At 72.1% G+C, this 14,945-nt stretch carries 11 protein-coding genes; 8 read left to right on the top strand and 3 right to left on the bottom strand.

The window, feature by feature from the left end; translation table 11 throughout:
* Positions 1-32 precede the first annotated feature (32 nt).
* The gene (locus ABT026_RS26885) at positions 33-608 is read right to left on the bottom strand and encodes a methylated-DNA--[protein]-cysteine S-methyltransferase (RefSeq protein WP_351117736.1); all 576 of its coding nucleotides are present in this window, start codon (positions 606-608) and stop codon (positions 33-35) included.
* A 52-nt stretch (positions 609-660) separates the two neighbouring features.
* On the bottom strand, positions 661-1,533 hold the full coding sequence (locus ABT026_RS26880; protein ID WP_351117735.1) for a glycerophosphodiester phosphodiesterase: 873 nt from the start codon (positions 1,531-1,533) through the stop codon (positions 661-663).
* Positions 1,534-1,815: 282 nt separating this feature from the next.
* On the opposite strand from ABT026_RS26880, the gene ABT026_RS26875 reads away from it, so the two are divergent.
* The 7 genes from ABT026_RS26875 to aroQ all read left to right on the top strand — a co-directional run bounded on the left by ABT026_RS26875 (position 1,816) and on the right by aroQ (position 11,004).
* Positions 1,816-2,724 (top strand): MHYT domain-containing protein, encoded by a 909-nt coding sequence (locus ABT026_RS26875; RefSeq protein ID WP_351117734.1) that lies wholly within the window; start codon positions 1,816-1,818, stop codon positions 2,722-2,724.
* Between the two features lie 131 nt (positions 2,725-2,855).
* Positions 2,856-4,985 (top strand): excinuclease ABC subunit UvrB, encoded by a 2,130-nt coding sequence (gene uvrB, locus ABT026_RS26870; protein ID WP_351117733.1) that lies wholly within the window; start codon positions 2,856-2,858, stop codon positions 4,983-4,985.
* A gap of 221 nt (positions 4,986-5,206) precedes the next feature.
* Entirely contained in the window at positions 5,207-5,785 is a 579-nt protein-coding gene (locus ABT026_RS26865) for a TerD family protein (RefSeq protein WP_351117732.1), read from the top strand.
* A gap of 58 nt (positions 5,786-5,843) precedes the next feature.
* Positions 5,844-8,051 (top strand): TerD family protein, encoded by a 2,208-nt coding sequence (locus tag ABT026_RS26860; RefSeq protein ID WP_351117731.1) that lies wholly within the window; start codon positions 5,844-5,846, stop codon positions 8,049-8,051.
* A 221-nt stretch (positions 8,052-8,272) separates the two neighbouring features.
* On the top strand, positions 8,273-9,265 hold the full coding sequence (locus tag ABT026_RS26855) for a TerC family protein (RefSeq protein ID WP_351117730.1): 993 nt from the start codon (positions 8,273-8,275) through the stop codon (positions 9,263-9,265).
* Positions 9,266-9,361: 96 nt separating this feature from the next.
* Positions 9,362-10,471 carry a calcium:cation antiporter gene (locus tag ABT026_RS26850; RefSeq protein WP_502968060.1) on the top strand — a complete coding sequence of 370 codons (1,110 nt, stop codon included), beginning with the start codon at positions 9,362-9,364 and terminating at the stop codon, positions 10,469-10,471.
* A 59-nt stretch (positions 10,472-10,530) separates the two neighbouring features.
* Positions 10,531-11,004 (top strand): type II 3-dehydroquinate dehydratase, encoded by a 474-nt coding sequence (gene aroQ / locus ABT026_RS26845; protein WP_351117729.1) that lies wholly within the window; start codon positions 10,531-10,533, stop codon positions 11,002-11,004.
* 19 nt (positions 11,005-11,023) lie between these two features.
* Here the strand turns inward: aroQ and ABT026_RS26840 are convergent, their stop codons facing one another.
* Complete coding sequence (locus tag ABT026_RS26840; RefSeq protein WP_351117728.1) at positions 11,024-11,680, bottom strand: MBL fold metallo-hydrolase; 657 nt, start codon at positions 11,678-11,680, stop codon at positions 11,024-11,026.
* A gap of 240 nt (positions 11,681-11,920) precedes the next feature.
* Here ABT026_RS26840 and uvrA point away from each other — a divergent pair, with 240 nt between their 5' ends.
* Complete coding sequence (gene uvrA / locus ABT026_RS26835) at positions 11,921-14,821, top strand: excinuclease ABC subunit UvrA (RefSeq protein WP_351117727.1); 2,901 nt, start codon at positions 11,921-11,923, stop codon at positions 14,819-14,821.
* Positions 14,822-14,945 lie beyond the last annotated feature (124 nt).

Genomic DNA, 14,945 nt, shown 5'->3' with positions numbered 1-14,945 from the left:
GCGGGCAGGGGGCCCGGCGGTGTGCGGGCGGGTCAGAAGAGCGGTTCGGGGAGCACCCCCTCCAGGGCGAGGAGGCGGCGCTTGGTCTCCAGGCCGCCGGAGAACCCGCCGACCCCGCCGTCGCTCTCCACGACCCGGTGGCACGGCACCACGACCGGCAGCGGGTTGGAACCCATCGCCGCCCCCACCGCCTGCGCCCCGCCGGGCCGCCCGACCCGGCGGGCCAGCTCCCCGTACCCGACCACCGACCCGAACGGCACCGACGCCGCCAGCTCCCGCAGCACCCGGCCGTTGAACCCCGCCTCGCCGGGCAGCAGCGACCAGTCCAGCGGGAGTGAGAACTCCCGCCGAGCGCCGGACAGGTACTCCTCGAGCTGGCGTATCGCCTCCGCGAGCGGCGGCGCGCCGGGATCCCGCGCGGGCCGCACGCCCAGGCGGGCGGCGGCCCTGGCGAGGAACCGCTCGCACACCTCGGGCCGGGCGTGGAACACCACGCCGGCCAGCCCCCGCGGCGTGACGAGGAGGAGCACCGGCCCCAGCGGCCCCTCCACGACCTCGTAGGCGGCCCACCGGCCGTCGTCGGCCCCGCCCTGCTCCGAGCTGTTCATGCGCCCACCGTACGACCCGCCGCCGACAACGGGCGCCCGGCCGCCGGACCCGTCAGAACACCGACAGCGCCCGCCGCACCACGTCGGGCCGGTTGGTGATCAGGCAGTCGACCCCGTAGGTCGCCGCGATCAGCGTGTCCACCGGCCGGTCCACGGTCCACGCGCAGACCTCCACCGGCCGTCCGTGCGGCCCGCGCAGCCGCTGCACCGCGGCCACGTAGCCCACCGTGAGCTTCAGGTGCTGCGGGTTGATCTGGTCGGCGAACCGCGCGTACTCCCGCAGCCGGTCCACCGACGGCGCGCCCAGCACGGCCGTGCGCACGGCCGGCCGGAGCCGGTGCACCGTGCGCATGGTCGGCGCGTCGAAGCTCTGGATCACCAGCCGCTTCAGGTGGGCGCGGTCCAGCCACCCGGAGCGGCGCAGCTCGGCCAGCACCTGCCGGGCGATGCCCGGGTAGAGCGTCGGGTTCTTGAGCTCCAGCAGCAGGCTCTGCCGGTTGCGGTCCACCCGGGCCAGGTACTGGCGCAGCGTCGGCACGCGCGCTCCCTTGAACCGGCGCCCGAACCAGCTGCCCGCGTCCAGCCGGGCGATCTCCGCCGACGTGAAGTCGCGCACCCGCCACGGGGCGCGGCCGGGGAAGACCCGCTCCACGTTCGTCGTGCGGGCCAGCCCGACGTCGTGGAGCACCACCAGGACGCCGTCCTTGGTGCGCTGGACGTCGTTCTCCACCCAGGTGAAACCCAGTCGGCGCGCCCGGTCCACGGCGAGCAGCGTATTCTCGGGCGCCATGGCGGACGCGCCCCGATGGGCGATGACCGCGGGGTGTCCGCTCTCGTGGTCGGCGCGGGCGCCGGAGATCGGGAGCAGAAGGGCGACCAGGCCCAGAAGCGCCGAGGCGGTCGCGGCGACTGCGCGCGCGTGCATGCGTTCTCCTCGCGTCGACTGTCACGGACGGTTCCAGAGTGACAGCAGTCAGTGCGCGAGGCCGGGATGCCGGATCGGGCGTGGAGCGGCCCCTGATGCCCAATTCGGCCCGTGGGCACCCTCACAAGTGGGTCGACGATGTGATTCTTTGACGCAGAATCGTTGGTCCCATCAGGTGAGAGTCATACTCTCCCCACCGGTACCCGGCCGCTTGGGCGGGTACCGGACAGGACGGACGCGACGCATCCACACGGACGACACGGGGCGGAAGGGAAACCGCGCATGCACGGCACGGTCGACGGTTTCAGTCACGGGCTCATCACGCCGGTGGCGGCCTTCGTGATGGCCTGCCTCGGTGGAGCCCTCGGGCTGCGCTGCACCACCCGGGCGCTGCTGGTGGGCCGCCGCAGGGCGGCCTGGCTGGCCCTCGGGTCCGCAGCCATAGGCTCGGGCATCTGGACGATGCACTTCATCGCGATGACCGGGTTCGCGATCGACGGGACGGTGGTCAACTACGACCTGCCGACCACCTTCGCCAGCCTCGCGGTGGCCATCGTCATGGTCGGCATCGGCACCTTCCTGGTGGGCTACTGGAACGCCACCGGTACGGCGCTGTTCACCGGCGGCACCCTCACCGGCCTGGGCATCGCCTCCATGCACTACCTCGGCATGGCCGGAATGCGCTTCGGCGGCGAACTGCGCTACGACACCGCCACCGTCGCCCTCTCCGCCCTCATCGGGGTGGTCGCCGCCACCACCGCCCTGTGGGCGGCGAGCCAGGTGCGCGGCCTGCTGTGGAGCGTGGGGGCCAGCCTGGTGATGGGGCTCGCGGTCACCGGCATGCACTACACCGGGATGGCCGCTGCCAGCGTCCACCTGCACGACAGCCCCACGGGCACGGTCGCCGGCACCTCGGCCGAGGTGCTGCTCGGCCCCGTGCTGGCGGGCCCGCTGGCCTTCCTGCTGCTGGCCGGGATCGTGGTGATGTTCGACCCGCAGATGGTGATGAGCCGCCCCGCCCCCCAGCGCGCCGGCGAGGACCTGTACGGCCCGGTCCCCGGCTCGGTGCCCGCCTCCCGCCCGTCCGGCCCGGCCTCCCGCCCCGGCCCCCGGCCGGAGCCGCGCGGCGCCCGCCGCGGGTCCCTGGCCGGCAGCCGCGAGGAGGACCGCAGCGCCGCCTGGTACGGCTGACGCAAGCCGTCCGTCCGGGCCCCGGCACGGGCCGTCCGAGGGTGCGCGATCCGGCCACCCGAGGGTGCCGCACCGGCCCCGCGCGACCGCGGCCCGGGGACGTTGTCGGCGGCGGGTCGTAACGTGGAGGCATGCGGCCCGTTTCCCACATCGAACGCACGGTGGCGCCCTTCGAGGTCGTCAGCCCCTACCAGCCGAGCGGTGACCAGCCCACCGCGATCGCCGATCTGTCCCGGCGCATCAAGGCCGGCGAGAAGGACGTCGTCCTGCTCGGCGCGACCGGCACCGGCAAGTCCGCCACCACCGCCTGGATGATCGAGCAGCTCCAGCGGCCGACGCTGGTGATGGCGCCCAACAAGACCCTCGCCGCCCAGCTGGCGAACGAGTTCCGCGAGCTGCTGCCGAACAACGCCGTCGAGTACTTCGTCTCGTACTACGACTACTACCAGCCCGAGGCGTACGTTCCGCAGTCGGACACCTACATCGAGAAGGACTCCTCGATCAACGAGGAGGTCGAGCGCCTGCGCCACTCCGCGACCAACTCCCTGCTCACCCGCCGGGACGTCGTCGTGGTCGCCTCCGTCTCCTGCATCTACGGCCTGGGCACGCCCCAGGAGTACGTGGACCGGATGGTGTCCCTCAAGGTCGGCGAGGAGATCGACCGGGACGATCTGCTGCGCCGGTTCGTGGACATCCAGTACACCCGCAACGACGTGGCGTTCACCCGCGGCACCTTCCGGGTGCGCGGCGACACGATCGAGATCTTCCCGGTGTACGAGGAGCTCGCCGTCCGCATCGAGATGTTCGGCGACGAGATCGAGTCGCTGACCACCCTCCACCCGCTCACCGGCGAGATCATCAGCGACGAGCGTCAGCTCTACGTCTTCCCCGCCTCGCACTACGTGGCCGGCCCCGAGCGGCTGGAGCGTTCGGTGCGCGACATCGAGGCGGAGCTGGAGCAGCGCCTCGCCGAGCTGGAGAAGCAGGGCAAGCTGCTGGAGGCCCAGCGGCTGCGCATGCGCACCACCTACGACCTCGAGATGCTCCGCCAGATCGGCACCTGCTCCGGCGTGGAGAACTACTCGATGCACTTCGACGGCCGCAGCCCCGGCACGCCGCCGAACACCCTGCTGGACTACTTCCCGGAGGACTTCCTCCTGGTCATCGACGAGTCCCACGTGACGGTCCCGCAGATCGGCGCCATGTTCGAGGGCGACGCCTCCCGTAAGCGGACCCTGGTGGACCACGGCTTCCGGCTGCCGTCCGCGATGGACAACCGGCCGCTGAAGTGGGAGGAGTTCCAGGAGCGGATCGGGCAGGCGGTCTACCTGTCGGCGACCCCCGGCGCCTACGAGCTCTCCCGCTCGGACGGCCAGGTCGAGCAGATCATCCGCCCGACCGGCCTGGTCGACCCGGAGGTCGTGGTCAAGCCCACCGAGGGCCAGATCGACGACCTGGTGCACGAGATCCGCGAGCGCGTCGAGCGCGACGAGCGGGTCCTGGTCACCACCCTCACCAAGAAGATGGCCGAGGACCTCACCGACTACTTCCTGGAGCTGGGCATCCAGGTCCGCTACCTGCACAGCGACGTGGACACCCTGCGCCGCATCGAGCTGCTGCGCGAGCTGCGCGCGGGCGAGTACGACGTCCTCGTCGGCATCAACCTGCTCCGTGAGGGCCTCGACCTGCCCGAGGTGTCCCTGGTGGCCATCCTGGACGCCGACAAGGAGGGCTTCCTGCGCTCCGGCACCTCGCTGATCCAGACCATCGGCCGCGCGGCGCGCAACGTCTCCGGCCAGGTGCACATGTACGCCGACCGGATCACCCCGGCCATGGCCAAGGCGATCGACGAGACCAACCGGCGCCGCGAGAAGCAGGTCGCCTACAACAAGGCGAACGGCGTCGACCCGCAGCCGCTGCGCAAGAAGATCAACGACATCGTGTCGCAGATCGCCCGCGAGGAGGTCGACACCGAGCAGCTGCTCGGCTCCGGCTACCGGCAGGGCGGCGGCAAGGCCGCCGGCACGGCCCCCGTCCCCGCCGCCTCGTCCAAGGCGGCCCGCAAGGGCAGGGGCGCCAAGGCCGACGGCGCGGTGACGGACCGCCCGGCCGCCGAACTCGCGCAGCAGATCGAGGAGATGACCCAGCGGATGCGCGCCGCCGCCGCCGACCTCCAGTTCGAGGTCGCCGCCCGGCTGCGGGACGAGGTCTCGGAGATGAAGAGGGAGCTGCGGCAGATGAAGGAGGCGGGGGTGGCCTGAGCGGTCCGCCGCGGCCCCGGGGCCGGCCCGCCCCGGGGCCGCCCGGGCCGGCGCCGCGGCGCTGTCCCGCAGCACAGTGCCGCCGCGCTGTGTTGCAGGACCGACACAAATCCCGTGAGGGACGGGCGCGGCGGTGGCGCGCACCCATAGGGTCGGAGGGCTCGCGGGGGGCCGCGGGCGAGGGGATTCACGGGGACTTCATGTCCGAGAGGGGACCGCGCGTGACCGTCAACATGACCAAGGGCCAGGCGATCAGTCTGCAGAAGGACGACGGCGGTAGTCTCACCGCGGTCCGCATGGGACTGGGCTGGCAGTCCGCCCCGCGCCGCGGTCTGTTCGGCCGCCGCGTCCGGGAGATCGACCTGGACGCCTCCGCGCTGCTGTTCGCCGGAGGACAGCTGGTGGACGTGGTCTTCTTCCGTCACCTCGTCAGCGACGACGGCTCGGTGCGGCACACCGGCGACAACCTGGTCGGCGGCGCCGGCACCGGAGGGGACGACGAGGCGATCCTGGTCGACCTCCAGCGGGTCCCGGTGCACGTGGACAAGATCGTGTTCACGGTGAACTCCTTCACCGGGCAGACCTTCGAGGAGGTCGCCAACGCCTTCTGCCGTCTCGTCGACGAGACCAACGGCCGCGAGCTGGCCCGCTACACGCTGGCCGGCGGCGGGGCGTACACCGCGCAGATCATGGCGAAGGTCCACCGCAGCGGACCGGGCTGGACGATGACGGCCATCGGCGCGCCGTCCAACGGCCGCACGTTCCAGGACCTGCTGCCGGACATCTCCCGGCAGCTCTGACGCAGGAGGCGGGCCCGCCGCACAACCGGCGGCGGGCGTACGGAGGGGAAAGACGGCGATGACGGCCGAGCTGGTGCGGGGCCAGAACCATCCGCTCACCGAAGCCCGACCGGAGGTCCGGGTCTCGGCCGGCCGCCCGGTGACGGTCGGGGCGGTCCTCACGGACGAGCAGGGCCGCCTCGCGGGCGTCGAGGGCGTGCTGCTGCCGGGAGGGCCCACCGGGCCGCCCGGCGTCGCGCTCCCCGAGCGGGCCGCCGGGGGCGAGCACCGGGTGACTCTCGAACCGGCCGCGCTGCCGGAGACCGTGCACCGGGTGGGGATCGTCCTGGTCCTGCCGTCCGGGGAGCGCTTCGGGGGCGGGCCGGCGCCCTTCACCGCCGTCGTCGCGGGCGGCTCCGCGGGGCCGCCGCTGGTCAGCTACACCATCACCGGGCTGGACAGCGAGTGCGCGGTCGTCGCGCTGGAGCTGTACCGCAGGCAGGGGGCGTGGAAGGTCCGCGCCGTCGGGCAGGGGTACGCGGCGGGGCTCGCGGCCCTGCTCGCCGACCACGGCCTGCCCTCCGCCGAGGCCCAGCGGCTCGCCGCCGTCACCCCCGTGACGCAGGACGGCGACCGGGTGCTGCCGTCGCCTCCCACCACCGGTTCCTCCGCCGCCGTGGGTTCGCCCGCCGTGGGGACGCCCGCTTCCGGTGTGCCGTCCGCTGCCGGAACACCCGCCGTGGGGACGCCCGCCTCCGCCGGTGCGACCGCGCAGGGTCTTCCCGGCGGCACGGCCGTTCCGGGTACGCCCGCCGCCGAGGGTGTCCCGGCCACGCCGGGCGGCGCGCACACCGACGGGGGAGCCGCCTCGGCGGCCGTCTCCGGGGTCACGGGCCTGCCGTCCCTCGGCGACCCCGCCGCGACCTTCAGGACGCCGCCGGCGGACACGGGAACACCGCCCGCCGGCACGGCGCCCGCCGGCTCCGGCGACCCCGGAGCCTCCGTTCCCGCCCCCGAGGGCGCGTCGCGGGTCGACTACCGCCACCCGCGACGGGGGCAGACCCCGTCGGCCCAGGCCCAGGCCCGGACGCACACCCCAGGCCAGGCGGCCCAGCCCCAGGCCGGGACCCACGGCTACGCCGAACCCGGGGCCGATCAGCACCCCGCCCCCGTGGCGGGGGACGCCGCCGGATGGTCGATGGAGGAGCGGCTCTACAACCAGGTCTGGGGCATGTTCGAGGACCTGGCCCGGGCCGTCGCCGCCTTCCGCAGCGCGGTCGAGTTCGCCGACAACCGGCGGGACCAGGAGATCGACGGCGTGCTGGGCGACTACCGCGCCCGCGCCGACGGGACGGTCGACCGCGCCTGCCGGGAGGCCAAGGCCCGCCGCGAGGAACTGGTGGGCCGCGCCCAGCAGGTCCTCGACCAGCAGCTCGCCCAGCTGACGGCCGAGTCCGCGGTGGTCGAGCCCGCCCTGCCCCCGGCGTACGCCCGCTGGGAGAGCCCGGCGTGGCAGTCCTACCAGGCTCCGGAGGAGCAGCCGTTGGCTCTGCGCCTGGGCGACGTGAGCCTCCCGGAGAGCGGCGCCCTGCGCATCCCCCTGCTGCTTCGGCTGCCGCTGGAACGCGGCCTGTGGATCGACAGCGGCGCCGCCGGCGGGGCGAGCGCGCTTCTGGTCACGCCCGAGGAGCTGCGCCGGCTCGCCCTCGACATGGCCGTCGCGCTCGCCACCCGGCTGCTGGCAGCCCACCCGCCCGGTGGGTTCACCGTCCACGTGATCGACGCCGCCGGGGCGGGAGCCCGGGCGCTGACCCCGCTGGCGCGTGCCGGCGTGCTCGCCGAGCCCCCGTCCGTCGGCCCCGCCGCCGTCTCGGGCCTGCTCACCCGTCTGGCCGGTCACGTCGACCTGGTGCAGATGGCCGTGCGGGCCGGCGCCGCCGAGTCGCTGCCGCCCGGCACCGACCTGTCCCAGCGGCTGCTGATCGTGCACGACTTCCCGCACGCCTTCGACGACCGGGCCGTCACCGCCCTGCGCTATCTGGCCGACGAGGGACCGCGGGCCGGGGTCCACCTGCTGATGGTGGCGGACCGCGAGGACGCCGCCGACTACGGCGCCCTCCTCGACCCGCTGTGGCGGTCGCTCCTGCGCCTGACCCCGGTGCCCGAGGACCACCTGGCCGACCCCTGGGTCTGCCACGCCTGGACGTACGAGCCGTCGCTGCCTCCCCGGAACGGTGCCACTCTGGAAGGGGTGCTGGCCCGGGTCGCCGCCGCCCGCCGCGAGTGACTCTCCGTGGTCGACATCGCACCAAGGAAAGGTAAAGGAGCTCTTTACCCTCCCTTGGTGATTGGTGTACCTTCGAACAGACGGAGGGGAGTACTCCCTGTCTGATGCGGCGTTCCCGTCAATACGGCCCGGGCCAGAAGCCCCGGGCCCGGGGCGTCGGCCCGCGGTTTCGACCGCGGGTGGAAGAGACCTCCGGTTTCTCTCTGTGACCGGAGGTATCGGTGGAAGTTTCCTTGACCCTGTGGGTCGCCACGGTGGCCGTCCTGGCCCTGCTGATCGGCGCCGACTTCTTCATCGGCCGCAAGCCGCACGACGTGTCGGTCAAGGAGGCCGGCATCTGGACGGCGGTGTGGATCGGCCTCGCCTGTCTCTTCGGCCTCGGCCTGCTCGTCTTCGCCGGCGGCGCGCCCGCCGGCGAGTTCTTCGCGGGCTTCGTGACCGAGAAGTCGCTGAGCGTCGACAACCTGTTCGTCTTCGTCCTGATCATGGCGAAGTTCGCGGTGCCGTCGCACCTCCAGCAGCGGGTGCTGCTGATCGGTGTGCTGATCGCCCTGGTGCTGAGGGCCGTGTTCATCGCGGCGGGCGCGGCGATCATCGCCAGCTTCTCGTGGGTCTTCTACATCTTCGGCGCGTTCCTGATCTACACCGCCTGGAAGCTCATCCAGGAGGCCAGGTCCGGGGGCAGTGAGGAGGAGTACGAGGAGAACCGCCTGCTCAAGGCGGCCGAGCGCCGCTTCGGCGTCGCCGACCGGTACCACGGCACCAAGCTGTGGATCCGGGAGAACGGCAAGCGCGTGATGACGCCGATGATGGTCGTCGTCCTCGCCATCGGCACCACCGACGTGCTGTTCGCCCTGGACTCGATCCCGGCGATCTTCGGTCTGACCCAGGACCCGTACATCGTCTTCACCGCCAACGCCTTCGCCCTGATGGGTCTGCGGCAGCTGTACTTCCTGATCGGCGGCCTGCTCGAGAAGCTGGTCCACCTGTCGTACGGCCTCTCCGTGATCCTGGGCTTCATCGGCGTGAAGCTGGTGCTGCACGCCCTGCACGAGTCCGGGGTGCACGTCCCCGAGATCTCCATCCCCGTCTCCCTCGGCGTCATCTGCACCGTCCTGGTGGTCACCACGGTCACCAGCCTGATCGCCAACCGGAAGACCCGGGAGGCCGAGGCCAGGGCCAAGGCCGCGGAGGCCGACAGGGCCGACGCCTGACCGAAGGCGGCAACGACACGGCGGCGGAGCCCACGCGGGGTACCCCCGGGGCTCCGCCGCCGTGCGACCGAAGTCATCGACTGAGAGGATCGGCGTATGAAGGCCCTGTCTGCCCGGAAGCGACCCCCCATGTCGCTCTGGGCGGTGGCGGCACCAGCTCTCGCAGTGGTCGCCCTGGCCCTCACCTGGGGCCGCAGCGTGCCGCCAGGGGTGATCGTGCTGATGACGGCGGCCCTGGCCGCCGCCGTCCTCGCCGCGGTGCACCACGCCGAGGTGATCGCCCACCGGGTGGGCGAGCCGTTCGGCTCACTGATCCTCGCGGTGGCGGTCACCGTCATCGAGGTCGGGCTGATCGTCATGCTGATGGCGGGAGGCGGCGAGCAGAGCACCACCCTGGCCCGGGACACCGTCTTCGCGGCCGTGATGATCACGCTCAACGGCATCACCGGCATCTCGCTGCTGGTGGCCTCGCTGCGACACCGCACCGCCATCTTCAACCCCGAGGGGACGGGCGCCGCCCTCGCCACCGTCGCCACGCTGGCCACGCTGAGCCTGGTGCTGCCCAACTTCACCGCGAGCGTCCCGGGACCCGAGTTCAGCGGCGCCCAGCTGGTCTTCGCCGCGGTGGCGGCCCTCGTCCTCTACGGCCTGTACGTCGCCACCCAGACGCGCCGGCACCGCGACTACTTCCTGCCGGTCACCCGGGAGGGCGGCGTCGTCTCCGAGGAGGACCACGCCGAGGTGCCGTCGAGCCGCAGGGCGCTGTTCAGCGTCGCTCTGCTGCTCGTGGCCCTGGGCGGCGTGGTCGGCCTCGCCAAGGGCGTGTCGCCCGCCATCGAGAGCGGCGTCGCGGGCGCCGGGATGCCGCACGCGGTCGTCGGTGTCGTCATCGCCCTGCTGGTGCTGCTGCCCGAGACGATCGCCGCGGTGCACGCCGCCCGCAAGGACCGCGTGCAGACCAGCCTCAACCTCGCCATCGGCTCCGCCATGGCCAGCATCGGCCTGACCATCCCGGCCGTCGCCGTGGCCTCGATCTGGCTGGACGGCCCGCTGCTGCTCGGGCTGGGCGCCACCCACATGGTGCTGCTGGCGCTGACCGTCCTGGTCGGCACCCTGACGATCGTCCCCGGGCGGGCCACCCCGCTTCAGGCGGGCCTGCACTTGGCCATCCTCGCCGCCTACCTGGAACTGTCCGTCATCCCCTGAACCGGCCGTGATAGACCCTTCGGAGCCGACCGCACGAGTCACCGCACCGGAGGTTCTCCATGGCCCGCACCCTCGCCGACGCCCCGATCATGATCCTCAACGGGCCCAACCTGAACCTGCTCGGACAGCGCCAGGTCGAGATCTACGGCGCCGGCACCCTCGCCGACGTGGAGGCGATGTGCGCGAAGGCAGCGGCCGCCCACGGCGGGAGCGTCGATCTGCGGCAGTCCAACCACGAGGGCGAGCTGATCGACTGGATCCACGAGGCCCGGCTCGGCCACTGCGGCATCGTGATCAACCCCGCCGCCTACTCGCACACCTCCGTCGCCCTGCTGGACGCGCTCAACACCTGCGACGGGCTTCCGGTGGTGGAGGTCCACATCTCCAACATCCACCGCCGTGAGGAGTTCCGGCACCACTCCTACGTCTCGCAGCGCGCGGACGGCGTGATCGCGGGCTGCGGGCTCCAGGGGTACGTCTTCGCCGTGGAGCGGATCGCCGCGCTGGCCGGCGAGGGCCTCGCCGCCGCCTGACCCGTCACGGCCCCGCCGGTCACCAGCCCCGGGCGCGCCACTCCTCCAGGTGCGGGCGCTCGGCGCCCAGGCTGGTGTCGTCGCCGTGGCCCGGGTAGACCCAGGTCTCGTCCGGCAGGGCGTCGAACAGCTTGGTGGCCACGTCCCGGAACAGGGTCGCGAAGGCCTCGGGGTCCTTGCGGGTGTTGCCCAGGCCGCCGGGGAAGAGGCAGTCGCCGGTGAAGACGTGCGGGTGCCCGTGCGGGTCGTCGTAGACCAGCGCGACGGAGCCGGGGGTGTGGCCGACCAGGTGGCGGGCGGTGAGCCGGACGTGACCGACGCTGACCTGGTCGCCGTCGTCGAGGAGCACGTCGGTGGGGACCGGGATGCCCTCGGCGTCCTCGCGCCCGGCGTAGGTGCGGGCGCCGGTGGCGGCCACCACCTCGGCGAGCGCCTGCCAGTGGTCGGGATGCCGGTGGGTGGTGACGACCGAGGTGATCGAGTCGTCGCCGATGCTGCCGAGCAGGGTGTGCGCGTCGTTCGCCGCGTCGATGAGCAGCTGCTCGTCCGTGGCGCGGCAGCGCAGCACGTACGCGTTGTTGCCCATCGGGCCGACCGCGATCTTGGTGATCATCAGGTCCCGCAGCTCGTGCACCTCGGCCGGGCCGCCGACCTTCACCGCTCCCGTGTACGTCATGTCTCGCAGCCTATAGCGGGACCGGGGAACACGATCGGGTGACGCGTGACGGGAACGCCCTGGATTCGAATGTGCGTGCTATAAGCTCGGTGGCCCACACCGGGAACGCCGGAAGCGTCCGATTTGTTGAAGAGGGCGGAAACCGGTGAAGCCACCGGTGTTGTCAGTGGGCCCCCCTACGCTGAAGAAGGACGGGGGTGTGCCCCTGTCACCTCCCCCCAAGAAAGGTGCGGAACCGGCGTGGCCGACCGTCTCATCGTCCGTGGCGCGCGCGAGCACAACCTGAAGAACGTCTCGCTCGACCTGCCGCGCGACTCGCTCATCGTCTTCTCGGGTCTGTCGGGTTCGGGCAAGTCGTCCCTCGCGTTCGACACGATCTTCGCCGAGGGCCAGCGGCGCTACGTGGAGTCGCTGTCCTCGTACGCCCGGCAGTTCCTCGGCCAGATGGACAAGCCGGACGTGGACTTCATCGAGGGTCTCTCCCCGGCGGTGTCCATCGACCAGAAGTCGACCTCGCGCAACCCGCGCTCGACGGTCGGCACCATCACGGAGGTCTACGACTACCTCCGGCTGCTCTTCGCGCGGATCGGCAAGCCGCACTGCCCGGAGTGCTCCCGCCCCATCTCCCGCCAGTCGCCCCAGGCCATCGTGGACAAGGTCCTGGAGCTGCCCGAGGGCAGCCGGTTCCAGGTGCTCTCCCCGCTGGTGCGCGAGCGCAAGGGCGAGTTCGTCGACCTCTTCGCGGACCTGCAGACCAAGGGATACAGCCGGGCCCGGGTGGACGGCGAGACGATCCAGCTCTCCGAGCCGCCGAAGCTGAAGAAGCAGGAGAAGCACACCATCGAGGTGGTCGTGGACCGCCTGACGGTGAAGGGCTCCGCCAAGCGCCGCCTCACCGACTCGGTGGAGACCGCGCTCGGTCTCTCCGGCGGCATGGTCGTGCTCGACTTCGTCGACCTCGACGCCGACGACCCCGAGCGCGAGCGGATGTTCTCGGAGCACCTGTACTGCCCTTACGACGACCTCTCCTTCGAGGAGCTGGAGCCGCGCTCCTTCTCCTTCAACTCGCCCTTCGGCGCCTGCCCCGACTGCTCCGGCATCGGCACGCGCATGGAGGTCGACCCCGAGCTGATCGTCCCGGACCCGGAGAAGACGCTCGAGGAGGGCGCCATCCACCCGTGGTCCGCGGGCCACGCCAAGGAGTACTTCGGCCGCCTGGTCGACGCGCTCGCCGACGCCTTGGGCTTCCGCACCGACATCCCCTTCGCCGGGCTGCCGGCCCGCGCCAAGAAGGCGCTGCTGCACGGCCACAAGACGCAGATCGACGTCCGCTACCGCAACCGGTACGGCCGCGAGCGCCGGTACACCACGCCGTTCGAGGGCGCCGTCCCGTTCGTCAAGCGCCGCCACGAGGACGCCGAGACGGACAACAGCCGTGAGCGCTTCGAGGGCTACATGCGCGAGGTGCCCTGCTCGACCTGTGAGGGCGCCCGGCTCAAGCCGATCGTCCTGGCGGTCACGGTGCACGGGAAGTCGATCGCGGACATCTCCTCCCTGTCGATCAGCGAGTGCGCCGACTTCCTGGCACAGCTCAAGCTGACCGCCCGCGAGAAGAAGATCGCCGAGCGGGTCCTCAAGGAGGTCAACGAGCGGCTGCGCTTCCTGGTCGACGTCGGCCTGGACTACCTCTCGCTCAACCGCGCCGCCGGCACGCTCTCCGGAGGCGAGGCGCAGCGCATCCGCCTGGCCACCCAGATCGGCTCCGGCCTGGTCGGCGTGCTCTACGTGCTCGACGAGCCGTCCATCGGCCTCCACCAGCGGGACAACCACCGGCTGATCGAGACCCTGGTGCGGCTGCGCGACATGGGCAACACGCTGATCGTCGTCGAGCACGACGAGGACACCATGAAGGCGGCCGACTGGATCGTCGACGTCGGCCCCGGCGCCGGCGAGCACGGCGGCTCCGTGGTGCACAGCGGCTCGCTGGAGGAGCTGCTGGCCAACGCCAAGTCGGAGACGGGCCTGTACCTGTCGGGCAAGAAGGCGATCCCGGTGCCGGACGTGCGGCGCCCGCTCGACCCCTCGCGGCAGCTGACCGTGCGCGGGGCGCGCGAGAACAACCTGAAGGACGTCGACGTCTCGTTCCCGCTGGGCGTCCTCACCGCCGTCACCGGCGTCTCCGGCTCCGGCAAGTCGACGCTGGTCAACGACATCCTCTACACCCACCTGGCGCGCGAGCTCAACGGCGCCCGCCGGGTGCCGGGCCGCCACACCCGGGTCGAGGGCGACGACCTGCTCGACAAGGTCGTGCACGTCGACCAGTCGCCGATCGGCCGCACCCCGCGGTCCAACCCGGCCACCTACACCGGCGTCTTCGACCACGTCCGCAAGCTGTTCGCCGAGACCACCGAGGCGAAGGTCCGCGGCTACCTGCCCGGCCGCTTCTCCTTCAACGTCAAGGGCGGCCGCTGCGAGAACTGCTCCGGCGACGGCACGATCAAGATCGAGATGAACTTCCTCCCGGACGTGTACGTCCCGTGCGAGGTGTGCCACGGGGCCCGGTACAACCGGGAGACCCTCGAGGTGCACTACAAGGGGAAGAACATCGCCGAGGTCCTGAACATGCCGATCGACGAGGCGCTGGACTTCTTCGAGGCCATCCCCGGCATCTCCCGCCACCTGCGCACCCTCAACGAGGTCGGGCTCGGCTACGTCCGCCTCGGCCAGTCGGCGACCACGCTCTCCGGCGGCGAGGCGCAGCGCGTCAAGCTCGCCACCGAGCTGCAGCGCCGCTCCAACGGGCGCACCGTCTACGTGCTCGACGAGCCGACCACCGGTCTGCACTTCGAGGACATCAGCAAGCTGCTGAAGGTGCTCTCCGGCCTGGTGGAGAAGGGCAACACGGTCATCGTCATCGAGCACAACCTCGACGTCATCAAGACGGCCGACTGGGTCGTCGACATGGGTCCCGAGGGCGGCGCCGGCGGCGGCATGGTGGTCGCCGAGGGCACGCCGGAGGAGGTGGCCGCGGTCCCGGCCAGCCACACCGGCAAGTTCCTGCGCGAGATCCTCGGCGACCGCGTCAGCGACGCGAGTCCGGCGGCCAAGCCGCGCAAGAAGGCCGCCGCGCGTAAGCGCTGACGGGGTGGGGTGAGCCCCGGATTCACTGCTCCAGCAGTGTCTCGACGGCGGTGCGCGCCATGATGTCCGCCAGCAGCGGGGCGGGATAGGGGCAGCGGTGTTCCCCGTTGCTGAAGGACAGGTG

It is taken from the genome of Streptomyces sp. NPDC002734, from assembly GCF_040295685.1.
Classification (GTDB): domain Bacteria; phylum Actinomycetota; class Actinomycetes; order Streptomycetales; family Streptomycetaceae; genus Streptomyces.
The sequence above is the reverse complement of the archived record's forward strand: the minus strand, read 5'-3'. Positions and strand labels throughout refer to the sequence as shown.

What these genes read in the sequence shown, in the direction of transcription:
- ABT026_RS26885 (WP_351117736.1), bottom strand. Translation starts at nt 608, where the DNA reads ATGAACAGCTCGGAGCAGGGCGGGGCCGACGACGGCCGGTGGGCCGCC.
- ABT026_RS26880 (WP_351117735.1), bottom strand. Translation starts at nt 1,533, where the DNA reads ATGCACGCGCGCGCAGTCGCCGCGACCGCCTCGGCGCTTCTGGGCCTG.
- ABT026_RS26875 (WP_351117734.1), top strand. Translation starts at nt 1,816, where the DNA reads ATGCACGGCACGGTCGACGGTTTCAGTCACGGGCTCATCACGCCGGTG.
- uvrB (WP_351117733.1), top strand. Translation starts at nt 2,856, where the DNA reads ATGCGGCCCGTTTCCCACATCGAACGCACGGTGGCGCCCTTCGAGGTC.
- ABT026_RS26860 (WP_351117731.1), top strand. Translation starts at nt 5,844, where the DNA reads ATGACGGCCGAGCTGGTGCGGGGCCAGAACCATCCGCTCACCGAAGCC.
- ABT026_RS26850 (WP_502968060.1), top strand. Translation starts at nt 9,362, where the DNA reads ATGAAGGCCCTGTCTGCCCGGAAGCGACCCCCCATGTCGCTCTGGGCG.
- aroQ (WP_351117729.1), top strand. Translation starts at nt 10,531, where the DNA reads ATGGCCCGCACCCTCGCCGACGCCCCGATCATGATCCTCAACGGGCCC.
- ABT026_RS26840 (WP_351117728.1), bottom strand. Translation starts at nt 11,680, where the DNA reads ATGACGTACACGGGAGCGGTGAAGGTCGGCGGCCCGGCCGAGGTGCAC.